The sequence below is a fragment of the Acidovorax sp. GW823-FHT02H02 genome, assembly GCF_058797075.1.
On record NZ_JBXAJH010000003.1, the window covers coordinates 77,691 to 95,238 of the forward strand.

Genomic DNA, 17,548 nt, shown 5'->3' on the forward strand with positions numbered 1-17,548 from the left:
TGCGGCGTGGGCATGGCTTGGGGGTGCAGCAGGCAGCTCATGGCATCTCCTGCACGTCGCGCGCCCTGCTGCCGTCCACATGGTCGGTGCCCGACATGCCGCGCGATGCCAGCAGCACCACCAGGAACAGGGCCGTCATGGCAAAGCCGATCACGATGGCCGTCAGCACCAGCGCCTGCGGCATGGGGTCGGCGTAGTGGGCCAGATCCTGCGGCACGCCAGCGCGCAGCACGGGCTCCTTGTCGATCGCCAGGCCCAGGCGGCCCATGCTGAAGATGAACAGGTTGACGGCATAGGACAGCAGCGACAGCCCCATGATGACCTGGAAGGTGCGCGGGCGCAGCAGCAGCCAGACGCCCGAGCCCGTGAGTACGCCGATGGCGATGATCAGAACGATTTCCATCAGCGGGTGGTCTCCAGTGGGGTTTCCCGGGCGGCCTCTTGCAGCGCTGCTTCTTCGGCCAGGCGCGCGTGGTAGCGGTGGCCACGCACCGACTGGTGGGCAATGGCCGTGAGGATCAGCAGGGAGGACCCCACCACGAGCGTGAACACGCCCATGTCAAAGAACATGGCGCTGGCCACATGGATGTCGCCCAGCAGCGGCAGGTTCAGGTGAAAGGTGTGGCTGGTGAGGAATGGATAGCCCACCACGATCGCCCCGAGCCCCGTGCCCAGGGCGAACAGCAGTCCGTTGCCGATCCAGCGGCGCGGGTACAGAGGCAGGTGGGCTTCGACCCACGCGGTGCCCGAGACGATGTACTGCAGCAGCAGCGCGACCGAGAACACCAGCCCCGCCACGAATCCGCCGCCGGGCTCGTTGTGCCCGCGCATGAACAGGTAGAACGCCACCACGGTGGCAAAGGGCAGCAAGAGGCGCACCAGCACGGCAGGCACCATCAGGTAGCCCACGGCGGTGTCGGCGGCATGGCGCGGGTTGAGCAGGTCGGTCTGCAGGTCGGCCGGCATGTTGCGCTGCTGTTCGGGCAGGTCCATGGTTTCGCGCGCGGGGCGAAAGCGCCGCAGCAGGGCATACACCGTGAGGGCCACCACCCCCAGCACCACGATTTCGCCAAAGGTGTCGAAGCCGCGGAAATCCACCAGCATCACGTTGACCACGTTGGTGCCACCGCCCTGCGTCAGGGCGTTTTCCAGGAAGAAGGTGGATGTGCTGTCGGGAAATGGCCGGCTTATCATGGCAAAGGCTAGCCAGGCCATGCCGCCGCCGGCGGCCAGTGCCAGCACCATGTCGCGCAGGCGGCGCCACCGGGTGGTCGCCTGCTCGGCAGAGGTGGCGATGCGCAGGGCCTCGTCGCGCTTGGGCAGCCAGCGCAGGCCCAGCAGGATCAGCACCGTGGTCACGATCTCGACCACGATCTGTGTCAGTGCCAGGTCGGGCGCCGAGAACCACAGGAAGGTGATGCAGGTGCAAAGACCCGCCCCACCCGCCAGGGTCAGCGCAGCCAGGCGGTGGTATTTGGCCTGCCAGGCGGCTGCCACGGCGCAGACCATGCCCACGGCCCAGAGCAGCACGAACGCGGGCGACAGCGGCAGCATGCTGCGCTGGCCCAGCTGCAAGCCCTGGTTCCACAGTGGCATGGCGCCGGCAGCCAGCGCCGCGCAGACCAGCCACAGCATCTGCCACTGCAGGCGCTGGGTGGATAAAAGGCGCCGACCGCTGCGGCCCATCTGTGTGATGAGGGCCAGTGCACCGTCAAACAGGCGGCGCCCCGGGATGTGGTGGATGAGGGGAGGTGCATCGACCTGGCCAGCGGCGCGCAGTGCCCGCAGCGCCAGGTACAGCACCATTCCGCCCACCAGGGCCAGCAGGCTCATGATGAACGGGGTATTGAAGCCATGCCACACCGCCAGGCTGAAGGCGGGAAGCTCTCCACCCACCACCGGCCGGGCCGCCGCATCCAGAAAGCGGCCAATAGACCATGCGGGCAGCATGCCCACCACGAGGCACATCAGCACCAGCAGCTCGACCGGGACGCGCATCCAGTGCGGTGGCTCGTGCGGTGTGTGGGGCAGATCGGTGGCTGGCGGGCCACAGAACACATCCACCGTGAAGCGCAGCGAATAGGCTACGCTGAACATGCCTGCCAGGGTGGCGGCAATGGGCAGAACGACACCAACCACCGGTGTCGTGTCCAGGAACACCGTTTCGGCGAAGAACATCTCCTTGGACAGAAAGCCATTGAGCAGTGGCACACCCGCCATCGCGGCGCTGGCCACCATGGCCAGCGTGGCGGTGACAGGCATCATCGAGCGCAGGCCCGACAGGCGCCGGATGTCGCGCGTGCCGCTCTCATGGTCCACGATGCCGGCGGCCATGAACAGCGACGCCTTGAAGGTGGCGTGGTTCATGATGTGAAAGACGGCGGCCACAGCGGCCAGCGGGCTGTTCAGGCCCAGCAGCAGGGTGATGAGTCCCAGGTGCGAAATGGTCGAATAGGCGAGCAGGCCCTTGAGATCGTTCTGGAACATCGCGGCATAGCCGCCCACCAGAAGGGTGGCCAGGCCGGCGCCGCCCACCAGCCAGAACCAGGGCTCGGTGCCGCCCATCACGGGCCACATGCGGGCCAGCAGAAAAACGCCTGCCTTGACCATGGTGGCCGAGTGCAGATAGGCCGACACGGGTGTGGGTGCGGCCATGGCGTTTGGCAGCCAGAAGTGAAACGGAAACTGCGCGCTTTTGGTGAAGGCGCCCAGCAGCACCAGCACGAGGGCCGTGAGGTACAGCGGATGGTTGCGCACCTGTGCGCCGGCGGCGAGCACATGATCGAGGTCATAGCTGCCCACGATGTGGCCGATGACCAGCATGCCACCCAGCATGCACAGGCCGCCCGTGCCGGTCACGGTGAGCGCCATGCGTGCCCCGCGCCGTGCATCGCGCCGGTGGTGCCAGTAGCCGATCAGCAGGAACGAAAACAGGCTGGTCAGCTCCCAGAAGAACGCCAGCTGGATGATGTTGCCCGCCAGCACCACGCCGGCCATTGCTCCCATGAAGGCCAGAAAAAACGAGAAGAAGCGCGGCACCGGATCGGCGGGCGACATGTAGTAGCGCGCATACAGCACCACCAGCGTGCCGATGCCCAGCACCAGCATGCAGAACATCCAGGCAAAGCCATCCATGCGAATGACCAGGTTCAGGCCCAGCGCGGGCAGCCATTCGATCTCCTGGCGCAGCACGCCGCCGTCTGCGATCTGGGGAAAGTAGAGCGCGGCCTGGACCGTGCAGAACAGTGCAATCAGTCCCGCGACGGTGGACTCGGTATTGCGGGCATTCGCGGGCAATACCGCTGCAAGGAAGCTGCCGATGAAGGGGAGAAGAATGAGGGTGATCAGGGGCATGCGCCGACGATTTTACGGGGCGCTTCGCTGCAGTCTTGGCAAAGACCATCCGGTCCCGGGCATAGAGCATCCTGTGCCTCGGCTGTACCCGTTCCAAAAGAAAACCCGCTGCCGCGGGTTTTGTAATTTCGTGGAGTGCTTATTTTTTGGGAGCGCTGACAGCTGTTGCTGCAGGTGCCGTGGAGGATGCCTTGAAAGTCCGGCCGTTCACCCTCAGGCCTTCGGTGGAAAACTTGCCGGCAGTGACCTCGCCCACTCCGCGCACACGCTGGATGAAATCGTCCCAGTCCTTGAAGGCACCGTGTTTGCGCTCTGCGATGATCTTTCCGGAGAGGCCGGGACCGATGCCCTTGATGCCGTCCAGCTCAGCGGCTGTGGCTTGGTTCACATCGACCGCTGCAAACGACGCAGCGGCATACAGCATGGCAACGATCACCATCAGTTTCTTCAGCATGGATCAACTCCTCTGTGGAATGAGGCGGCGCGATGAAGCCGCCCAGCCATCATAGCGGGGCGCACTGGCGCGGCAGGCTCAGAGTTCTTCCACCCGGCGTGCGGGGTAGCTGTCCCAGGTCTGGCAGCCGGGACACTGCCAGAAATGCTGGCGGGCCTCGAAGCCGCAGGCAGCGCAGCGGTAGCGGGTGAGGGGCAGGGCGGCATGGTCGAGCGCCCGCTGCACCTGCGGATGGAACTCTTCGTGCTCCAGCTTTTCTCCTACCAGCCACTTCGCGGCAGCCACCAGCGATAGCTCCTTGTCCAGATGCTGGACATACCACTGCCGTGCCGTGTCCGCAGTGGTGGCGTCCAGGGCCTGCAAGGCCACGAGGCCTTCCAGCACATCCAGCGATGGCGCCTGGGCGTAATGCGCTTGCAGCAATGCCTGCATTTCGGGCACCTTGCCCGCAGCGATGGCTGTCTCCACCATCAGGGGTGTGGCCAGAGGCACTGCGGCGGGGGAATGCCGGCTCAGCGCCTGCAAGGTGCCCAGGGCCGCACCACTGTCCCCCATGCGCTGTTGCAGCCGGGCGAGGTCGATGCGGGCGCGTGCGGCTTCTGGCGCAGTGTCCACGGCCTGGTTCAGCAAGGCCAAAGCACCGGCGTTGTCGTCGCGTGCAATGCAGGTTTGCGCCTGCTCGCACAGGTAATGCGCCTGGCGGGTGCTGAAATCGCCCTGGCGGGCGTCGTGCATCTTGTGGGCAATGCCTGCAGCGTGGGGCCAGTCGCGTGAGCGTTCGTAGATGGCCAGCAAGGCCAGGCGGGCCTGGCCCTCGAACGGTGTGCCCTCCAGCTGGTTCAGGGCCGCTTCGGCCCGGTCGAGCAGGCCGGCTTTCAGGAAATCAAGCGCCAGGGCGTGCTGGGCGCGCTCCCGGTCGGAGCGCGAGAGGTCGCCGCGCGACAGCAGGTGCTCGTGCACCCGCACCGCACGGTCGTATTCACCCCGACGGCGAAACAGATTGCCCAGGGCAAAGTGCAGTTCGGAGGTGTCGGGGTCGTTCTGCACCGCCTCGATGAAGGCATCAATGGCCTGGTCCTGCTGCTCGTTGAGCAGAAAGTTCAATCCCTTGAAATAGGCCTTGGGGGCGCGCCGGTTTTCCGCGCGCAGCTGGCGCAGGTCAAAGCGCGAGGCCAGCCAGCCGAGCACGAAGGCCAGGGGCAAGCCCAGCAGGATCCAGCTGATATCAAATTCCATGGGGAGGCAGTATTTCGGCGGATGGTGGCGGGGTGGGCGCGACAGCTGCTGGCGCCGGCGAGGCTGGTGGCGGCACATGGGCGCGGCGCGCGGCCCGGCGGTGCTTCCACCAGCGGGGCACCATGCCCAGGACGCCCACCGCCAGTCCTGCGGCAAACGCGGTCAGCACCACCAGCACCAGGGGCGCACGCCATTGCGTGCCAAAGAAAAAATGCACGGTGGCGTCTTGCTGGTTGTTGAGTGCAAACGCAAACAGCGTAAAAAAAATGGCTGCCTTGAGCAGCCACAGGAGGTATTTCATGGAGATCCCCAGTGGTGGGGGGATTCTAAGAGCTCGGCCATCGGGCCTGACCGCAGCGCGGGGCGAGGCAGTTCGTTCATGGCTTACGCATGAAAATTGCCTCTAACGTCGATCCATAAATCGCCAGAAGCTATCAAATCAGAAGCATTTTTGCGTCAGTTGGGTTGATCGAGCTCGGCTGTTCGCTGGTCCACAGCCTCCCGAAGTGCCTTTCCCGGTTTGAAATGCGGCACGCGCTTTTCAGGAATGGCCACTGCTTCACCGCTGCGCGGATTGCGGCCCATGCGGGGAGGGCGGTGGTTCACTGAGAAGCTGCCAAAGCCCCGGATCTCGATGCGGTGCCCGCGCACCAGGGCGTCGCCCACGGCATCCAGAATGGTCTTGACCGCGAATTCGGCATCGCGGTGGGTGAGCTGACCAAAGCGTTCGGCCAGTTCTTCAACGAGGTCTGAGCGGGTCATGGAATCTTGGGTCATGGCAGGGAATCAGTGGCTGAAAGAGAAGCGGGCGCACAAGGCGCCCGCTGTCTGACCGTTTAACGGGTCAGCGCTTTACTTTTCCGAGTTGTCCAGCTTGGCGCGCAGCAGGGCGCCCAGGCTGGTCGTGCCGGCGCTTTCGCGGCTCGACTGCTGGCTCAGGCTGGCCATGGCGCCTTGTTCGTCGGCCATGTCCTTTTGCTTGATCGACAGCTGGATGTTGCGGGTCTTGCGATCCACGTTGACCACCACAGCGGTGACTTCGTCGCCTTCCTTGAGCACGTTGCGGGCATCTTCCACGCGGTCGCGGGAAATTTCCGAAGCGCGCAGGTAGCCCACGATGTCTTCGCCGAGGTCGATTTCAGCGCCACGGGCATCCACGGTCTTGACCTTGCCGGTCACCGTCTGGCCCTTGTCGTTCACGGTCACGAAGGTGGTGAACGGGTCGCCGTCGAGCTGCTTGATGCCCAGCGAGATGCGTTCGCGGTCCACGTCCACGGCCAGCACGATGGCTTCCACTTCCTGGCCCTTCTTGTAGTTGCGAACCGCGGCTTCGCCGGTTTCGTTCCACGAAAGGTCGGACAGGTGCACCAGGCCGTCGATGCCGGCAGCCAGGCCCACGAATACGCCGAAGTCGGTGATCGACTTGATGGGACCCTTGACGCGGTCGCCGCGCTTCGTGTCCTGTGCGAATTCTTGCCATGGGTTGGCCTTGCACTGCTTCATGCCCAGGCTGATACGGCGCTTGTCTTCGTCGATTTCCAGAACCATGACTTCGACTTCGTCGCCCAGCGTGACCAGCTTGGACGGAGCGATGTTCTTGTTGGTCCAGTCCATTTCGGAGACGTGCACCAGGCCTTCGATGCCGGGTTCGAGTTCGACGAACGCGCCGTAGTCGGCAATGTTCGTGATCTTGCCGAACAGGCGGGTGCCTTGGGGGTAGCGGCGGTTCACGCCCATCCAGGGGTCGTCGCCCATCTGCTTCAGGCCCAGCGAGACACGGTTCTTTTCGGTGTCGAACTTGAGGATCTTGGCCGTGATTTCCTGGCCTGCGGTCACCACTTCGGAAGGGTGACGCACGCGGCGCCATGCCATGTCGGTGATGTGCAGCAGGCCGTCGATGCCGCCCAGATCCACGAACGCACCGTATTCGGTGATGTTCTTGACCACGCCTTGGACGATGGAACCTTCCTTCAGGGTTTCCATCAGCTTGGCGCGCTCTTCACCCATGGAAGCTTCCACCACGGCGCGGCGGCTCAGCACCACGTTGTTGCGCTTGCGGTCGAGCTTGATGACCTTGAATTCCATGGTCTTGTTTTCGTACGGCGTCAGATCCTTGATCGGACGCGTATCGATCAGCGAACCGGGCAGGAATGCGCGGATGCCGTTGACCAGGACGGTCAGGCCGCCCTTGACCTTGCCGCTGGTCGTGCCAGTGACGAATTCGCCGGATTCCAGGGCCTTTTCCAGGCTCATCCAGGAGGCCAGACGCTTGGCGGTGTCGCGCGACAGGATGGTGTCGCCGTAGCCGTTTTCGATGGAGCCAATGGCCACCGAGACGAAGTCACCCACTTGGACTTCGACTTCGCCCTTGTCGTTCTTGAACTCTTCCAGCGGCACGTAGGCTTCGGACTTGAGGCCAGCGTTGACGACCACGAAGTTGTGCTCGACGCGCACGACTTCAGCGGTGATGACTTCGCCAGGGCGCATTTCCGTGCGCTGCAAGGATTCTTCAAAAAGGGCGGCAAAAGATTCGGACATGTGTTTCCTTGCCACAAACAGGATTCCAATAGCACCATTGCTATTGTTTTTATAGCTGCTTGCGGTGGTTTTTTGCGGTAGAACCGCGGGTTAGGTTATCGATCCAAACAGCCTGGGCGCTGGCGCGCGAGAAGGGCTGCATGGGCCTGTGGCAAGGCCTTTCGGCGCTGCCTGGGGGCCCCGTTTTCAAGAAGGGCCCCACACTGTTCAGCCTTGCGCAGAGACTGCGAAAGGCTGCCGCTCCTGCCACCAGGCCAACACCTGATCGACGGCTTCATCAATCGTCAAGTGGGAGTTGTCCAGGACCAGAGCGTCCTGCGCGGGCTGGAGGGGTGCGACGCTGCGGGAACTGTCCCGTGCATCGCGTGCCTCCAGATCCGCGCGAAGGTCGCCGATACTAGCTGAAAAACCCTTTGAAATCAACTGTTTGTAACGACGCTCGGCGCGGCAGGCGGCACTGGCTGTCAGGTACACCTTCAAGGGGGCGTTCGGGAAGATCACCGTGCCCATGTCGCGGCCATCTGCCACCAGGCCTGGCAGGCGCCGAAAGCTGTGCTGGAGTTGAACCAGCGCTGTGCGCACAGCGGGCAGGGCCGACACGCGGGATGCGTTCATGCCGGCTTCTTCGGTGCGGATGGCATCGGTCACGTCGTCGCCGCCAAGCAGCACCTGGCCACCGTCAAAGTGCACGGGCAGGGTCTGGGCCAGGGCGCCTATGCGCGTTTCATGCTCTGCGTCGATGGTCAGGCCGGCACGCGCGGCGGCCAGGGCGGTGATGCGGTACATGGCGCCCGAGTCGAGAAACTGGTAGCCCAGCCGCTGCGCCACGGCCGCCGCCACCGTGCCCTTGCCCGAGGCGGTGGGGCCGTCGATGCAGATCACCGGGATACGGGCTGTCTCTGCCCGGGATACCGAGAACAGTGCTTCGAAATAGTCTGGAAACGTCTTGGCGACACACTTTGGATCTTCGATGCGCACCGGCAGGTTGGCTGGATTGAAGGCTGCCAGCGAAAAGCACATGGCCACGCGGTGGTCGTCGTAGGTATGGATGCTCGCGGGCTTCCAGTCCTGCTCGCGGGCGGGCGGTGTCACGCAGATGAAGTCTGCACCCTCTTGCACCGTGGCGCCGAGCTTGCGCAGCTCGGTGGCCATCGCGGCGATGCGGTCGGTTTCCTTCACGCGCCAGCTGGCGATGTTGCGCAGCGTGGTCGTTCCCTCGGCGTACAGCGCCATCACGGCCAGGGTCATGGCGGCATCGGGGATGTGGTTGCAGTCCAGATCGATGGCCTTCAGGGGCCATGCTCCGCGTGCTATCTGCAGCCAGTTGGGGCCACCAGTGACCACGGCGCCCATGGCCCGGGCGGCTTCGACAAAGCGGATGTCGCCCTGAATGGAATCGAGGCCGACGCCTTGTATTTTTATACCTTTTTGATCACTGGCGCTTGTTGCTATTGCGCCAAGTGCTATGAAGTAGCTAGCGGATGAAGCATCTGCCTCCACATGAATGTCACCGGGCGATTGGTAGCGGCTGCCCGCTGCAATCGTGAACCGCTGCCAGTTCTGGTGCTCGACCACGATGCCAAAGCGTGCCAGCAACTGCTGCGTGATGTGGATGTAGGGCTTGGAGATCAGTTCGCCCACCACCTCGATGACCACCTCCTGGTGCGTTGCCGCCAGCGGCAGCGCCATGAGCAGCGCCGTGAGGAACTGGCTCGATACATCGCCACGCACCTGGATGGGCGCAGCCAGGGAGAGGGCGGGAACACCCTGGTCGTGCGCGATGCGCAAGGGAGGGTAGCCATCGTTGCCGAGGTAGTCGATCTGGCAGCCCAGCTGGCGCAGTGCATCAACGAGGTCGCCAATCGGGCGCTCATGCATGCGGGGCACACCCGACAGTTCGAACTCGCCGCCCAGCAGCGCCAGCGCCGCCGTCAAAGGGCGCATGGCGGTGCCGGCGTTGCCCATGAAGAGTCGGGCCGGCGATCGGGGTGCGCTGCCACCCAGGCCGGTGATGCGCACGGTGCTGCCCGCTTCATCCACCGTGCAGCCGATCTGGCGCAGCGCATCCAGCATCACGCGGGTGTCGTCGGACGCGAGCAGGTCGTGCACGGTGGTGGTGCCGGCGCTCAGTGCCGCCAGCAGCAGCACGCGGTTGGAGATGCTCTTGGAGCCGGGCAGGTGGACGTCGCCCGACGCGGCTTGCAGGGGCGGCAGATCAAGAAATGCGGTGCTGTACATCGGTGTGGTTCGTCCATTCCAGCTCAAAGAGCGTTTCTGAGGCCAGGTGCCTGTGCAACTGGTGTGCCCCCGCACCAGTGCCCCCGTGGAACTGGCTTTGCCAGGCCACCGGGGGCGTCCCCCTGGGGGGAAGGTGCCGCAGGCGACTCAGGGGGGTTACTTCCGCTTCGCGCCCATGCGCCAGTGGGTACGGGTTTCGCTGGCCAGGGTGAGCATGTCTTCCAGGCGCTGTGCATCGCCCTTTTCCATGGCCTGCTCAAAAGTCTGCAGGGCTTGCTGGAACAGCCGCGACTGGGCCAGCAGTTCTTCACGGTTGGAGAGCAAAATGTCGCGCCACATCTTGGGGTCGCTTGCAGCGATGCGGGTGAAATCGCGAAAACCCGGGCCCGCCAGCGACAGGAAGTCATCGCCGCTCGATTGCCCGGTGATGCTGTTCATCATGGCAAATGCCAGCAGGTGCGGCAGGTGGCTGACGGCGGCAAACGCGGCATCATGCGATTCGGGTGACATGCTGCTCACCCGGCACCCCAGCGCCGTCCACACCTCTTCGGCCTTGTGCAGCTGCGCTGTGAGCGTCCGCTCGATGGGGGTGAGGATGACCTGCCGGCCACTGTAGAGCTCGGCATCGGCGTGTTCCACCCCGGAGACCTCGCGCCCGGTAATCGGGTGGGCGGGCACGAACGAGCCCAGCTGGTCACGCAGTGCGCGGCGGGCCGCCTGCACCACGTCGGCCTTGGTGGAGCCCACGTCCATGATCAGCATCTGCGGGGTGACGAGGTGCTTGATGGCCTTGAGTGTGGCCTCTGTGGCAGCAACGGGAACGGCCACCAGCACAATGTCGGCCCCCGCCACGGCCAGCAGGGCCGAAGGGGCCTCGACATCAATCACGCCCAGCTGGCGGGCGCGGTCGGTGGTAGAGGGGGACTTGCTGTAGCCGACCACCCGTTTGACGAGGCCGGCCTTTTTCATCGCCAGCGCAAACGAGCCGCCCATGAGGCCACAGCCAATCAGTCCGAGCTGTTCAAACATGCGGGCTCCTCAGGCTGAGACAGGGTAGGTGCCCAGCACCTTGTAGAACGCGCACAGGCTGCGCAGTTCTTCCAGCGCCCGCGCCACATGGGGCTGGGCGGGATGGCCGTCAAGGTCGATGTAGAAGTAGTACTCCCACTGGCCCGTGCGGGCAGGGCGTGATTCAAAGCGGGTCATCGAGACGCCATGGGTCTTGAGCGGCACGAGCAGGTCATGCACGGCGCCGGGCCGGTTGGGGACGGACACGATGAGGCTGGTGCAGTCCTTGCCCGAGGGGGGCGGCGTCTGCAGCGTGTGGGGCAGGCAGATGATGGCGAACCGCGTGCGGTTGTAGGCATCGTCCTGGATGGCGTGGGCCACGATGTGCAGGCCGAACTGCTGGGCTGCGCGCTCGCTGGACAGGGCCGCCCACGCGGGGTTGGTGGCTGCCAGTCGCGCACCTTCTGCGTTGCTGGAGACCGGGCGGCGCTCGGCATGGGGCAGGTGCTTGGTCAGCCAGGCCTGGCACTGCGCGAGGGCCTGGGGGTGGGCCAGCACGGCCTCGATGCCGTCGAGCGCATTGGTCTGGCGCAGCAGGTTGTGCCGGATCAGCAGGCTGACCTCGCCCACCACATGGGCGGGCGTGTGCAGGAACATGTCGAGCGAGCGGGTGACCACGCCTTCGGTGGAGTTCTCCACGCCCACCACCCCGTATTGCGCGCTGCCAGCAGCGGTGGCATGAAAGACTTCGTCGAAGTTGGCGCAATACATCAGGTCGGCAGCACCGCCAAAGTATTCGATGGCCGCCTGTTCGCAGAAGGTGCCTTCGGGGCCGAGCACGGCCACGCGCTGGGGTGATTCGAGCGCCAGGCAGGCCGACATGATCTCGCGCCAGATGGCTGCCACATGGGCGCCCTTGAGCGGACCGGGGTTGGCGGTCTGGATCTTCTCGATCACCTGCGCCACGCGGTCGGGGCGGAAGAAGGGCGTGCCTTCGCGCTTCTTGACTTCGCCCACCCGCTCGGCCACCAGCGCGCGCTGGTTGAGCAGCGTGAGCAGTTGCTGGTCGATGTTGTCGATCTGCACGCGCAGGCTGGCGAGATCGGGTGAGGCTTGCGGATTGTTCATGGATGACGGCGGTGTTGGCGGAGCGTGCGGCTGAACGGGCGTTCAGGCGTTTTTTTGTTCAAATTCTCGCAGGTAGTCCACCAGCGCCTGCACACCGGCCAGGGGCATGGCGTTGTAGATGCTGGCGCGCATGCCGCCCACCGACTTGTGCCCCTTGAGCTGCAGCAGCCCGCGCTCCTTGGCACCTGCCAGGAAGGCATCGTTGCGGCTTTCGTCGCGCAGGAAGAAGGGCACGTTCATGCGCGAGCGGCAGTTGGCCGCCACCTTGTTGACATAGAACTGCGACTGGTCAATGGCGTCGTACAGCAAGCGGGCCTTGGCGATGTTGCGCTGCTCGATTGCCGCCACGCCGCTGTGCGCACCCTCGCGCTGGCGTTTGAGCCACTGGAAGGTCAGACCCGCCACGTAGATACCCCAGGTGGGCGGCGTGTTGTACATGGAGTGGTTGTCGGCCACGATGCGATAGTCGAACGCGCTGGGGCATATCGGCAGAGCCTGGCCCAGCAGGTCTTCGCGCACCACCACCAGCGTGAGGCCGGCGGGCCCCAGGTTCTTTTGCGCACCACCGAAGGCCAGGCCGACGCGCGACCAGTCCACGGTGCGCGAGGCCACATGGGATGAGAAATCGATCACCAGCGGCGCATCGCTGCCCAGTGCCTTGAGGTCGGGCAGCTGGTGGAATTCGACGCCGTTGATGGTTTCATTGCTGCAAATGTGCACATAGCTGGCACCCCGGCTCACGGTCCAGCCTGCGGGGTCGGGCAGGGCGGTGAATCCGCTGTCTTCACCGGATGCGATCACGTTGACTTCCGAGGCGTATTTGCGCGCCTCTTTTTGCGACTTCTGGCTCCAGCTGCCGGTCACCACGAAATCGACCGCACCGGCTCGCGACAGGTTGAGGGGCACGATGGCGTTTTCTGCCAGGCCACCGCCTTGCATGAAGAGAATCTTGAAATGGGCCGGCACGCCCAGCAGCTCGCGCAAGTCGGCTTCGGCAGCCTCGTAGATCGAGATGAATTCCTTGCCGCGGTGGCTCATCTCCATCACGCCCATGCCGCTGCCGTGCCAGTCCAGCATCTCGGCGGCAGCCTGTTCCAGGACTTCGGGGGGAATGGCGGCCGGGCCGGCCGAGAAGTTGTACGGGCGTGTCATCGTATCTTGATCAAAAATTCTGCTAGCGCTTATTGGGTAAGCGCTAGCAGCTTCTGTTTTATTAGCGTTATTGGCACGACAGGATCGTGCGGCACGGATCAGGCGTCGGGCGTATCGGGGGTGTCGGGCGCAGTCGGTGCGCCACTGTTCGTGTTCGCTTCGCCTTCGGCTTCAATGTCGGTCACGTTGGCGTCATTTTCGACGATGCGCTGTAGGCCGCTGAGCTTGGAGCCCTCATCCAGCGCGATCAGCGTCACGCCTTGCGTGGCACGGCCGAGTTCGCGGATCTCGGAGACGCGGGTGCGCACCAGCACGCCCTTGTCGGTGATCAGCATGATCTCGTCATCGGCATGCACCAGCGTGGCGGCCACCACCTTGCCGTTGCGCTCGCTTTGCTGGATGGCGATCATGCCCTTGGTGCCACGGCCGTGGCGGGTGTATTCGACGATGCTGGTGCGCTTGCCATAGCCGTTTTCGGTGGCGGTCAGCACGCTCTGCGTTTCGTCCTCGGCCACCAGCATGGCGATCACGCTCTGGCCGTCTTCCAGCATCATGCCGCGCACGCCGCGGGCCTGGCGGCCAAGTGGGCGCACGTCGTTTTCATCAAAGCGCACGGCCTTGCCACCATCGCTGAACAGCATCACGTCGTGCTGGCCGTCGGTGAGGGCCGCGCCAATCAGGTAGTCGCTGTCGTCGAGGTTGACGGCGATGATGCCGCCCTTGCGCGGGTTGCTGAATTCATCCAGCGCGGTCTTCTTCACGGTGCCCATGCTGGTCGCCATGAACACGAAGCGGTCGGCCGGGAAGCTGCGCATGTCGCCCGTGAGCGGCAGCACCACGTTGATCTTTTCGCCGTCCTGCAGCGGGAACATGTTGACGATGGGACGGCCACGCGAGCCGCGCGAGCCCGCGGGCACTTCCCAGACCTTGAGCCAGTACAGGCGGCCCCGGTTGGAGAAGCACAGGATGTAGTCGTGCGTGTTGGCGATGAAGAGCTGGTCGATCCAGTCGTCTTCCTTGGTCGCCGTGGCCTGCTTGCCGCGCCCGCCGCGCTTTTGTGCGCGGTATTCGCTCAAGGGCTGGCTCTTGATGTAGCCGGTGTGGCTGAGCGTCACCACCATGTCGGTGGGCGTGATCAGGTCTTCGGTGGAGAGGTCCTGGGCGCTGTATTCGACCACGCTGCGGCGTGCACCCAGCTTGTGCTGGCCGAACTCCTGCTTGATGGCGGTGAGTTCGTCGCCAATGATGACCGACACGCGCTCGGGCTTGGCCAGAATGTCCAGCAGGTCTTCGATGACCGACATGACTTCCTTGTACTCGGCCACGATCTTGTCCTGCTCCAGGCCGGTGAGGCGCTGCAGGCGCATCTGCAGGATTTCCTGGGCCTGCGTGTCCGACAGGCGGTACAGGCCATCCTGGCCCATGCCGAATTCCTTTTCCAGTCCTTCGGGGCGGTAGTCGTCGGCGTTGACCACGCCGCCATCCGCGCGGGTGCGCGTGAGCATTTCGCGCACCAGCTTGCTGTCCCAGGAGCGCGTCATCAGTTCGGCCTTGGCCACTGGCGGCGTGGGCGATTCGCGGATGATGCGGATGAAGTCGTCGATATTGCCCAGCGCGACGGCCAGACCTTCAAGTACGTGGCCGCGGTCGCGCGCCTTGCGCAACTCGAACACCGTGCGGCGCGTCACCACTTCGCGGCGGTGCTGCAGGAAGACGCTGATCAGGTCTTTGAGGGTGCACAGACGGGGCTGGCCGTCGATCAGTGCCACCATGTTCATGCCGAAGGTGTCCTGCAGCTGCGTCTGCTTGTACAGGTTGTTCAGTACCACTTCAGGCACTTCGCCGCGCTTGAGCTCGATCACCAGGCGCATGCCCGACTTGTCGGACTCGTCCTGGATGTGGCTGATGCCCTCGATCTTCTTTTCGTGCACCAGCTCGGCCATGCGCTCCTGCAGCGTCTTCTTGTTGACCTGGTAGGGCAGCTCGTCCACGATGATCGCCTGGCGCTGGCCCCGGTCGATGTCCTCGAAGTGGCAGCGCGCACGCATCACCACCTTGCCGCGACCGGTGCGGTAACCGTCCTTCACGCCATTGATGCCGTAGATGATGCCGGCCGTTGGGAAATCGGGTGCCGGAATGATCTCCATCAATTCGTCGATGGTGGTTTCGGGGTTGCGCAGCATGTGCAGGCAGGCGTCCACCACTTCGTTGAGGTTGTGCGGCGGGATGTTGGTGGCCATGCCCACGGCGATGCCGGCCGAGCCGTTGACCAGCAGGTTGGGCAGTTTGCTCGGCAGCACCAGGGGTTCTTTTTCGCTGCCGTCGTAGTTAGGGCCGAAATCGACGGTCTCCTTGTCGATATCGCCGAGCATCTCGTGCGCTATTTTTGCCAGGCGGATCTCGGTGTACCGCATTGCAGCGGCGCTGTCGCCGTCCACCGAGCCGAAGTTGCCCTGACCATCCACCAGCATGTGGCGCAGCGAGAAATCCTGCGCCATGCGCACGATGGTGTCATACACCGCCGAGTCGCCATGCGGGTGGTATTTACCAATCACATCCCCCACGATGCGAGCCGACTTTTTGTAGGGGCGGTTCCAGTCGTTGTTGAGCTCGTGCATGGCAAAGAGCACGCGCCGGTGTACAGGCTTGAGGCCATCCCGTGCATCGGGCAAAGCCCGCCCAACGATCACACTCATCGCGTAGTCGAGATAGCTGCGCCGCATCTCCTCTTCAAGGCTGATGGGCAGGGTTTCTTTGGCAAACTGGGTCATTGGGGGCAGCGGTGACGGCAAAGGGAAGCCATTTTAGGGGTAAGGCAGTGTAGCGACTTAGCAACATATCATGGCAATTGCGCTTTTGTCCTACGGCGCCAAGCCCGCGGCCCCATCACTTGCACTGTTACGTATGGCACAATCGATTGAACGTTTTTGGTGATGGTCACCGACAACGTCCTGTTTCGCAGCGCGGCTGCGGCTTTTTCCCCAAGAGGAGAACCATGAAGAAACTGAACAAAGTGGCGATGTTGTTTGCCTCCGCAGCGCTCGCAACCGCCGCTGGCGCACAAACCGTTGACAACTGGAAGAATGGCTCCGGCGAGCTGGTCTGGAAAAACGGCACCAATGAATACTGCTGGCGCGATGCCAACTGGACGCCCGCAACGGCTGCTCCAGGATGCGACGGTGCTCTGGTTGTTCCCGCCGCTGCCCCAGCTCCCGCTGCTGCTCCAGCGCCCGCCGCTGCTGCCCCAGCGCCCGCTCCGGCTCCCGCTGTGGCCACCAAGGTGACCTACGCTGCCGACGCTTTCTTTGACTTCGACAAGTCCGTTCTGAAGCCTGAAGGCAAGGCGAAGCTCGATGACTTGGTCTCCAAGGTCAAGGATATCAACCTGGAAGTCATCATCGCCGTGGGTCACACCGACTCCGTGGGTTCTGATGCTTACAACCAGAAGCTGTCGGTGCGTCGTTCCGAAGCCGTGAAGGCCTATCTGGTCTCCAAGGGCATCGAAAAGAACCGGGTGTACACCGAAGGCAAGGGTGAGAAGCAGCCTGTGGCTGACAACAAGACCAAAGAAGGTCGCGCCAAGAACCGCCGCGTCGAAATCGAAGTGGTCGGCACCCGCGCTACCAAGTAATCTTCGGATTGCTCAAAAAAAGGCCCCAAATTCGGGGCCTTTTTTACGCCTGTACTTTGGTCGTCTTTAGCTTGATGGACAATGACTCCCATGAGTGAATCTGTGAACGCCGATCCCGCCGAATTGGCCAAATTTTCTGAGCTCGCCCACCGATGGTGGGATCCTGAAAGCGAGTTCCGGCCACTGCATCAAATCAACCCACTCCGTCTGGAGTGGATTGATAGCCGGGCCGCCTTGTCTGCTAAGGCGGTGCTGGATGTGGGGTGTGGCGGGGGAATTCTTTCGGATTCGATGGCGCGCAAGGGGGCGGACGTCACCGGCATTGATCTGTCCACCAAGGCCTTGCGCGTGGCCAGGCTGCACGCGTTGGAAGCCCAGACTGCTAATCTGCGTTTTCGGGAGATAAGTGTCGAAGCGTTGGCCGCCGAGCAACCCGCCAGCTTCGATGTGGTGACCTGCATGGAAATGCTGGAGCATGTTCCGGATCCCGCGTCCGTCGTGCAGGCATGTGCTCGACTCGTGAAGCCTGGTGGATGGGTTTTTTTCTCTACCATTAACCGCAATGCCAAGGCGTTTGCGCTGGCTATCGTGGGTGCAGAATATATCTTGAACATGCTGCCGCGCGGTACGCATGAATACGCCAAACTGCTTCGCCCAAGCGAACTCGCTGCCAGTTGCCGCGCAGCAGGCCTTGACGTCACGGACACCTGCGGCCTTGAGCATAATCCGCTCACGCGCCGCTATTGGCTTAGTAGCGATACCAGTGTCAACTACATGTTTGCCACTCGGCGTGCTGCTTGAGGCGCTGC

The 17,548-nt window shown here is 63.7% G+C and carries 14 protein-coding genes; 2 read left to right on the plus strand and 12 right to left on the minus strand.

Going from position 1 to position 17,548, the window contains the following annotated elements:
• Positions 1-37 precede the first annotated feature (37 nt).
• The 12 genes from AC1RDS_RS03935 to gyrA all read right to left on the minus strand — a co-directional run bounded on the left by AC1RDS_RS03935 (position 38) and on the right by gyrA (position 15,879).
• A complete protein-coding gene (locus AC1RDS_RS03935) occupies positions 38-403 on the minus strand; it encodes a Na+/H+ antiporter subunit C (RefSeq protein WP_092697921.1) in 366 nt (121 codons plus the stop codon).
• A complete protein-coding gene (locus tag AC1RDS_RS03940; protein WP_092697920.1) occupies positions 403-3,354 on the minus strand; it encodes a monovalent cation/H+ antiporter subunit A in 2,952 nt (983 codons plus the stop codon). Before AC1RDS_RS03940 ends, AC1RDS_RS03935 begins: the two co-directional genes overlap by 1 nt.
• A 139-nt stretch (positions 3,355-3,493) precedes the next feature.
• Positions 3,494-3,808 carry a ComEA family DNA-binding protein gene (locus tag AC1RDS_RS03945; RefSeq protein ID WP_092697919.1) on the minus strand — a complete coding sequence of 105 codons (315 nt, stop codon included), beginning with the start codon at positions 3,806-3,808 and terminating at the stop codon, positions 3,494-3,496.
• A gap of 78 nt (positions 3,809-3,886) precedes the next feature.
• On the minus strand, positions 3,887-5,044 hold the full coding sequence (lapB, locus tag AC1RDS_RS03950) for a lipopolysaccharide assembly protein LapB (protein WP_092697918.1): 1,158 nt from the start codon (positions 5,042-5,044) through the stop codon (positions 3,887-3,889).
• Positions 5,034-5,345, minus strand: coding sequence for a LapA family protein (locus tag AC1RDS_RS03955; RefSeq protein ID WP_092697917.1), 312 nt, complete (start codon positions 5,343-5,345; stop codon positions 5,034-5,036). Before AC1RDS_RS03955 ends, lapB begins: the two co-directional genes overlap by 11 nt.
• Before the next feature lie 155 nt (positions 5,346-5,500).
• On the minus strand, positions 5,501-5,806 hold the full coding sequence (locus AC1RDS_RS03960; RefSeq protein WP_026436927.1) for an integration host factor subunit beta: 306 nt from the start codon (positions 5,804-5,806) through the stop codon (positions 5,501-5,503).
• Positions 5,807-5,896: 90 nt separating this feature from the next.
• A complete protein-coding gene (gene rpsA, locus AC1RDS_RS03965; protein WP_255346467.1) occupies positions 5,897-7,597 on the minus strand; it encodes a 30S ribosomal protein S1 in 1,701 nt (566 codons plus the stop codon).
• A gap of 192 nt (positions 7,598-7,789) precedes the next feature.
• On the minus strand, positions 7,790-9,820 hold the full coding sequence (locus AC1RDS_RS03970; protein ID WP_092697916.1) for a bifunctional 3-phosphoshikimate 1-carboxyvinyltransferase/cytidylate kinase: 2,031 nt from the start codon (positions 9,818-9,820) through the stop codon (positions 7,790-7,792).
• 156 nt (positions 9,821-9,976) lie between these two features.
• The gene (locus AC1RDS_RS03975) at positions 9,977-10,849 is read right to left on the minus strand and encodes a prephenate dehydrogenase (RefSeq protein WP_092697915.1); all 873 of its coding nucleotides are present in this window, start codon (positions 10,847-10,849) and stop codon (positions 9,977-9,979) included.
• A gap of 9 nt (positions 10,850-10,858) precedes the next feature.
• Positions 10,859-11,956, minus strand: a complete 1,098-nt coding sequence (gene pheA, locus AC1RDS_RS03980) for a prephenate dehydratase (RefSeq protein ID WP_092697914.1) — start codon at positions 11,954-11,956, stop codon at positions 10,859-10,861.
• A 42-nt stretch (positions 11,957-11,998) separates the two neighbouring features.
• The gene (gene serC / locus AC1RDS_RS03985; RefSeq protein WP_092697913.1) at positions 11,999-13,108 is read right to left on the minus strand and encodes a 3-phosphoserine/phosphohydroxythreonine transaminase; all 1,110 of its coding nucleotides are present in this window, start codon (positions 13,106-13,108) and stop codon (positions 11,999-12,001) included.
• Between the two features lie 98 nt (positions 13,109-13,206).
• A complete protein-coding gene (gyrA, locus tag AC1RDS_RS03990) occupies positions 13,207-15,879 on the minus strand; it encodes a DNA gyrase subunit A (RefSeq protein ID WP_092697912.1) in 2,673 nt (890 codons plus the stop codon).
• A gap of 224 nt (positions 15,880-16,103) precedes the next feature.
• On the opposite strand from gyrA, the gene ompA reads away from it, so the two are divergent.
• Both ompA and ubiG read left to right on the plus strand, forming a co-directional pair.
• Positions 16,104-16,739 (plus strand): outer membrane protein OmpA, encoded by a 636-nt coding sequence (ompA, locus tag AC1RDS_RS03995; RefSeq protein ID WP_092697911.1) that lies wholly within the window; start codon positions 16,104-16,106, stop codon positions 16,737-16,739.
• Positions 16,740-16,829: 90 nt separating this feature from the next.
• Positions 16,830-17,540, plus strand: coding sequence for a bifunctional 2-polyprenyl-6-hydroxyphenol methylase/3-demethylubiquinol 3-O-methyltransferase UbiG (ubiG, locus tag AC1RDS_RS04000; RefSeq protein WP_092697987.1), 711 nt, complete (start codon positions 16,830-16,832; stop codon positions 17,538-17,540).
• Positions 17,541-17,548 lie beyond the last annotated feature (8 nt).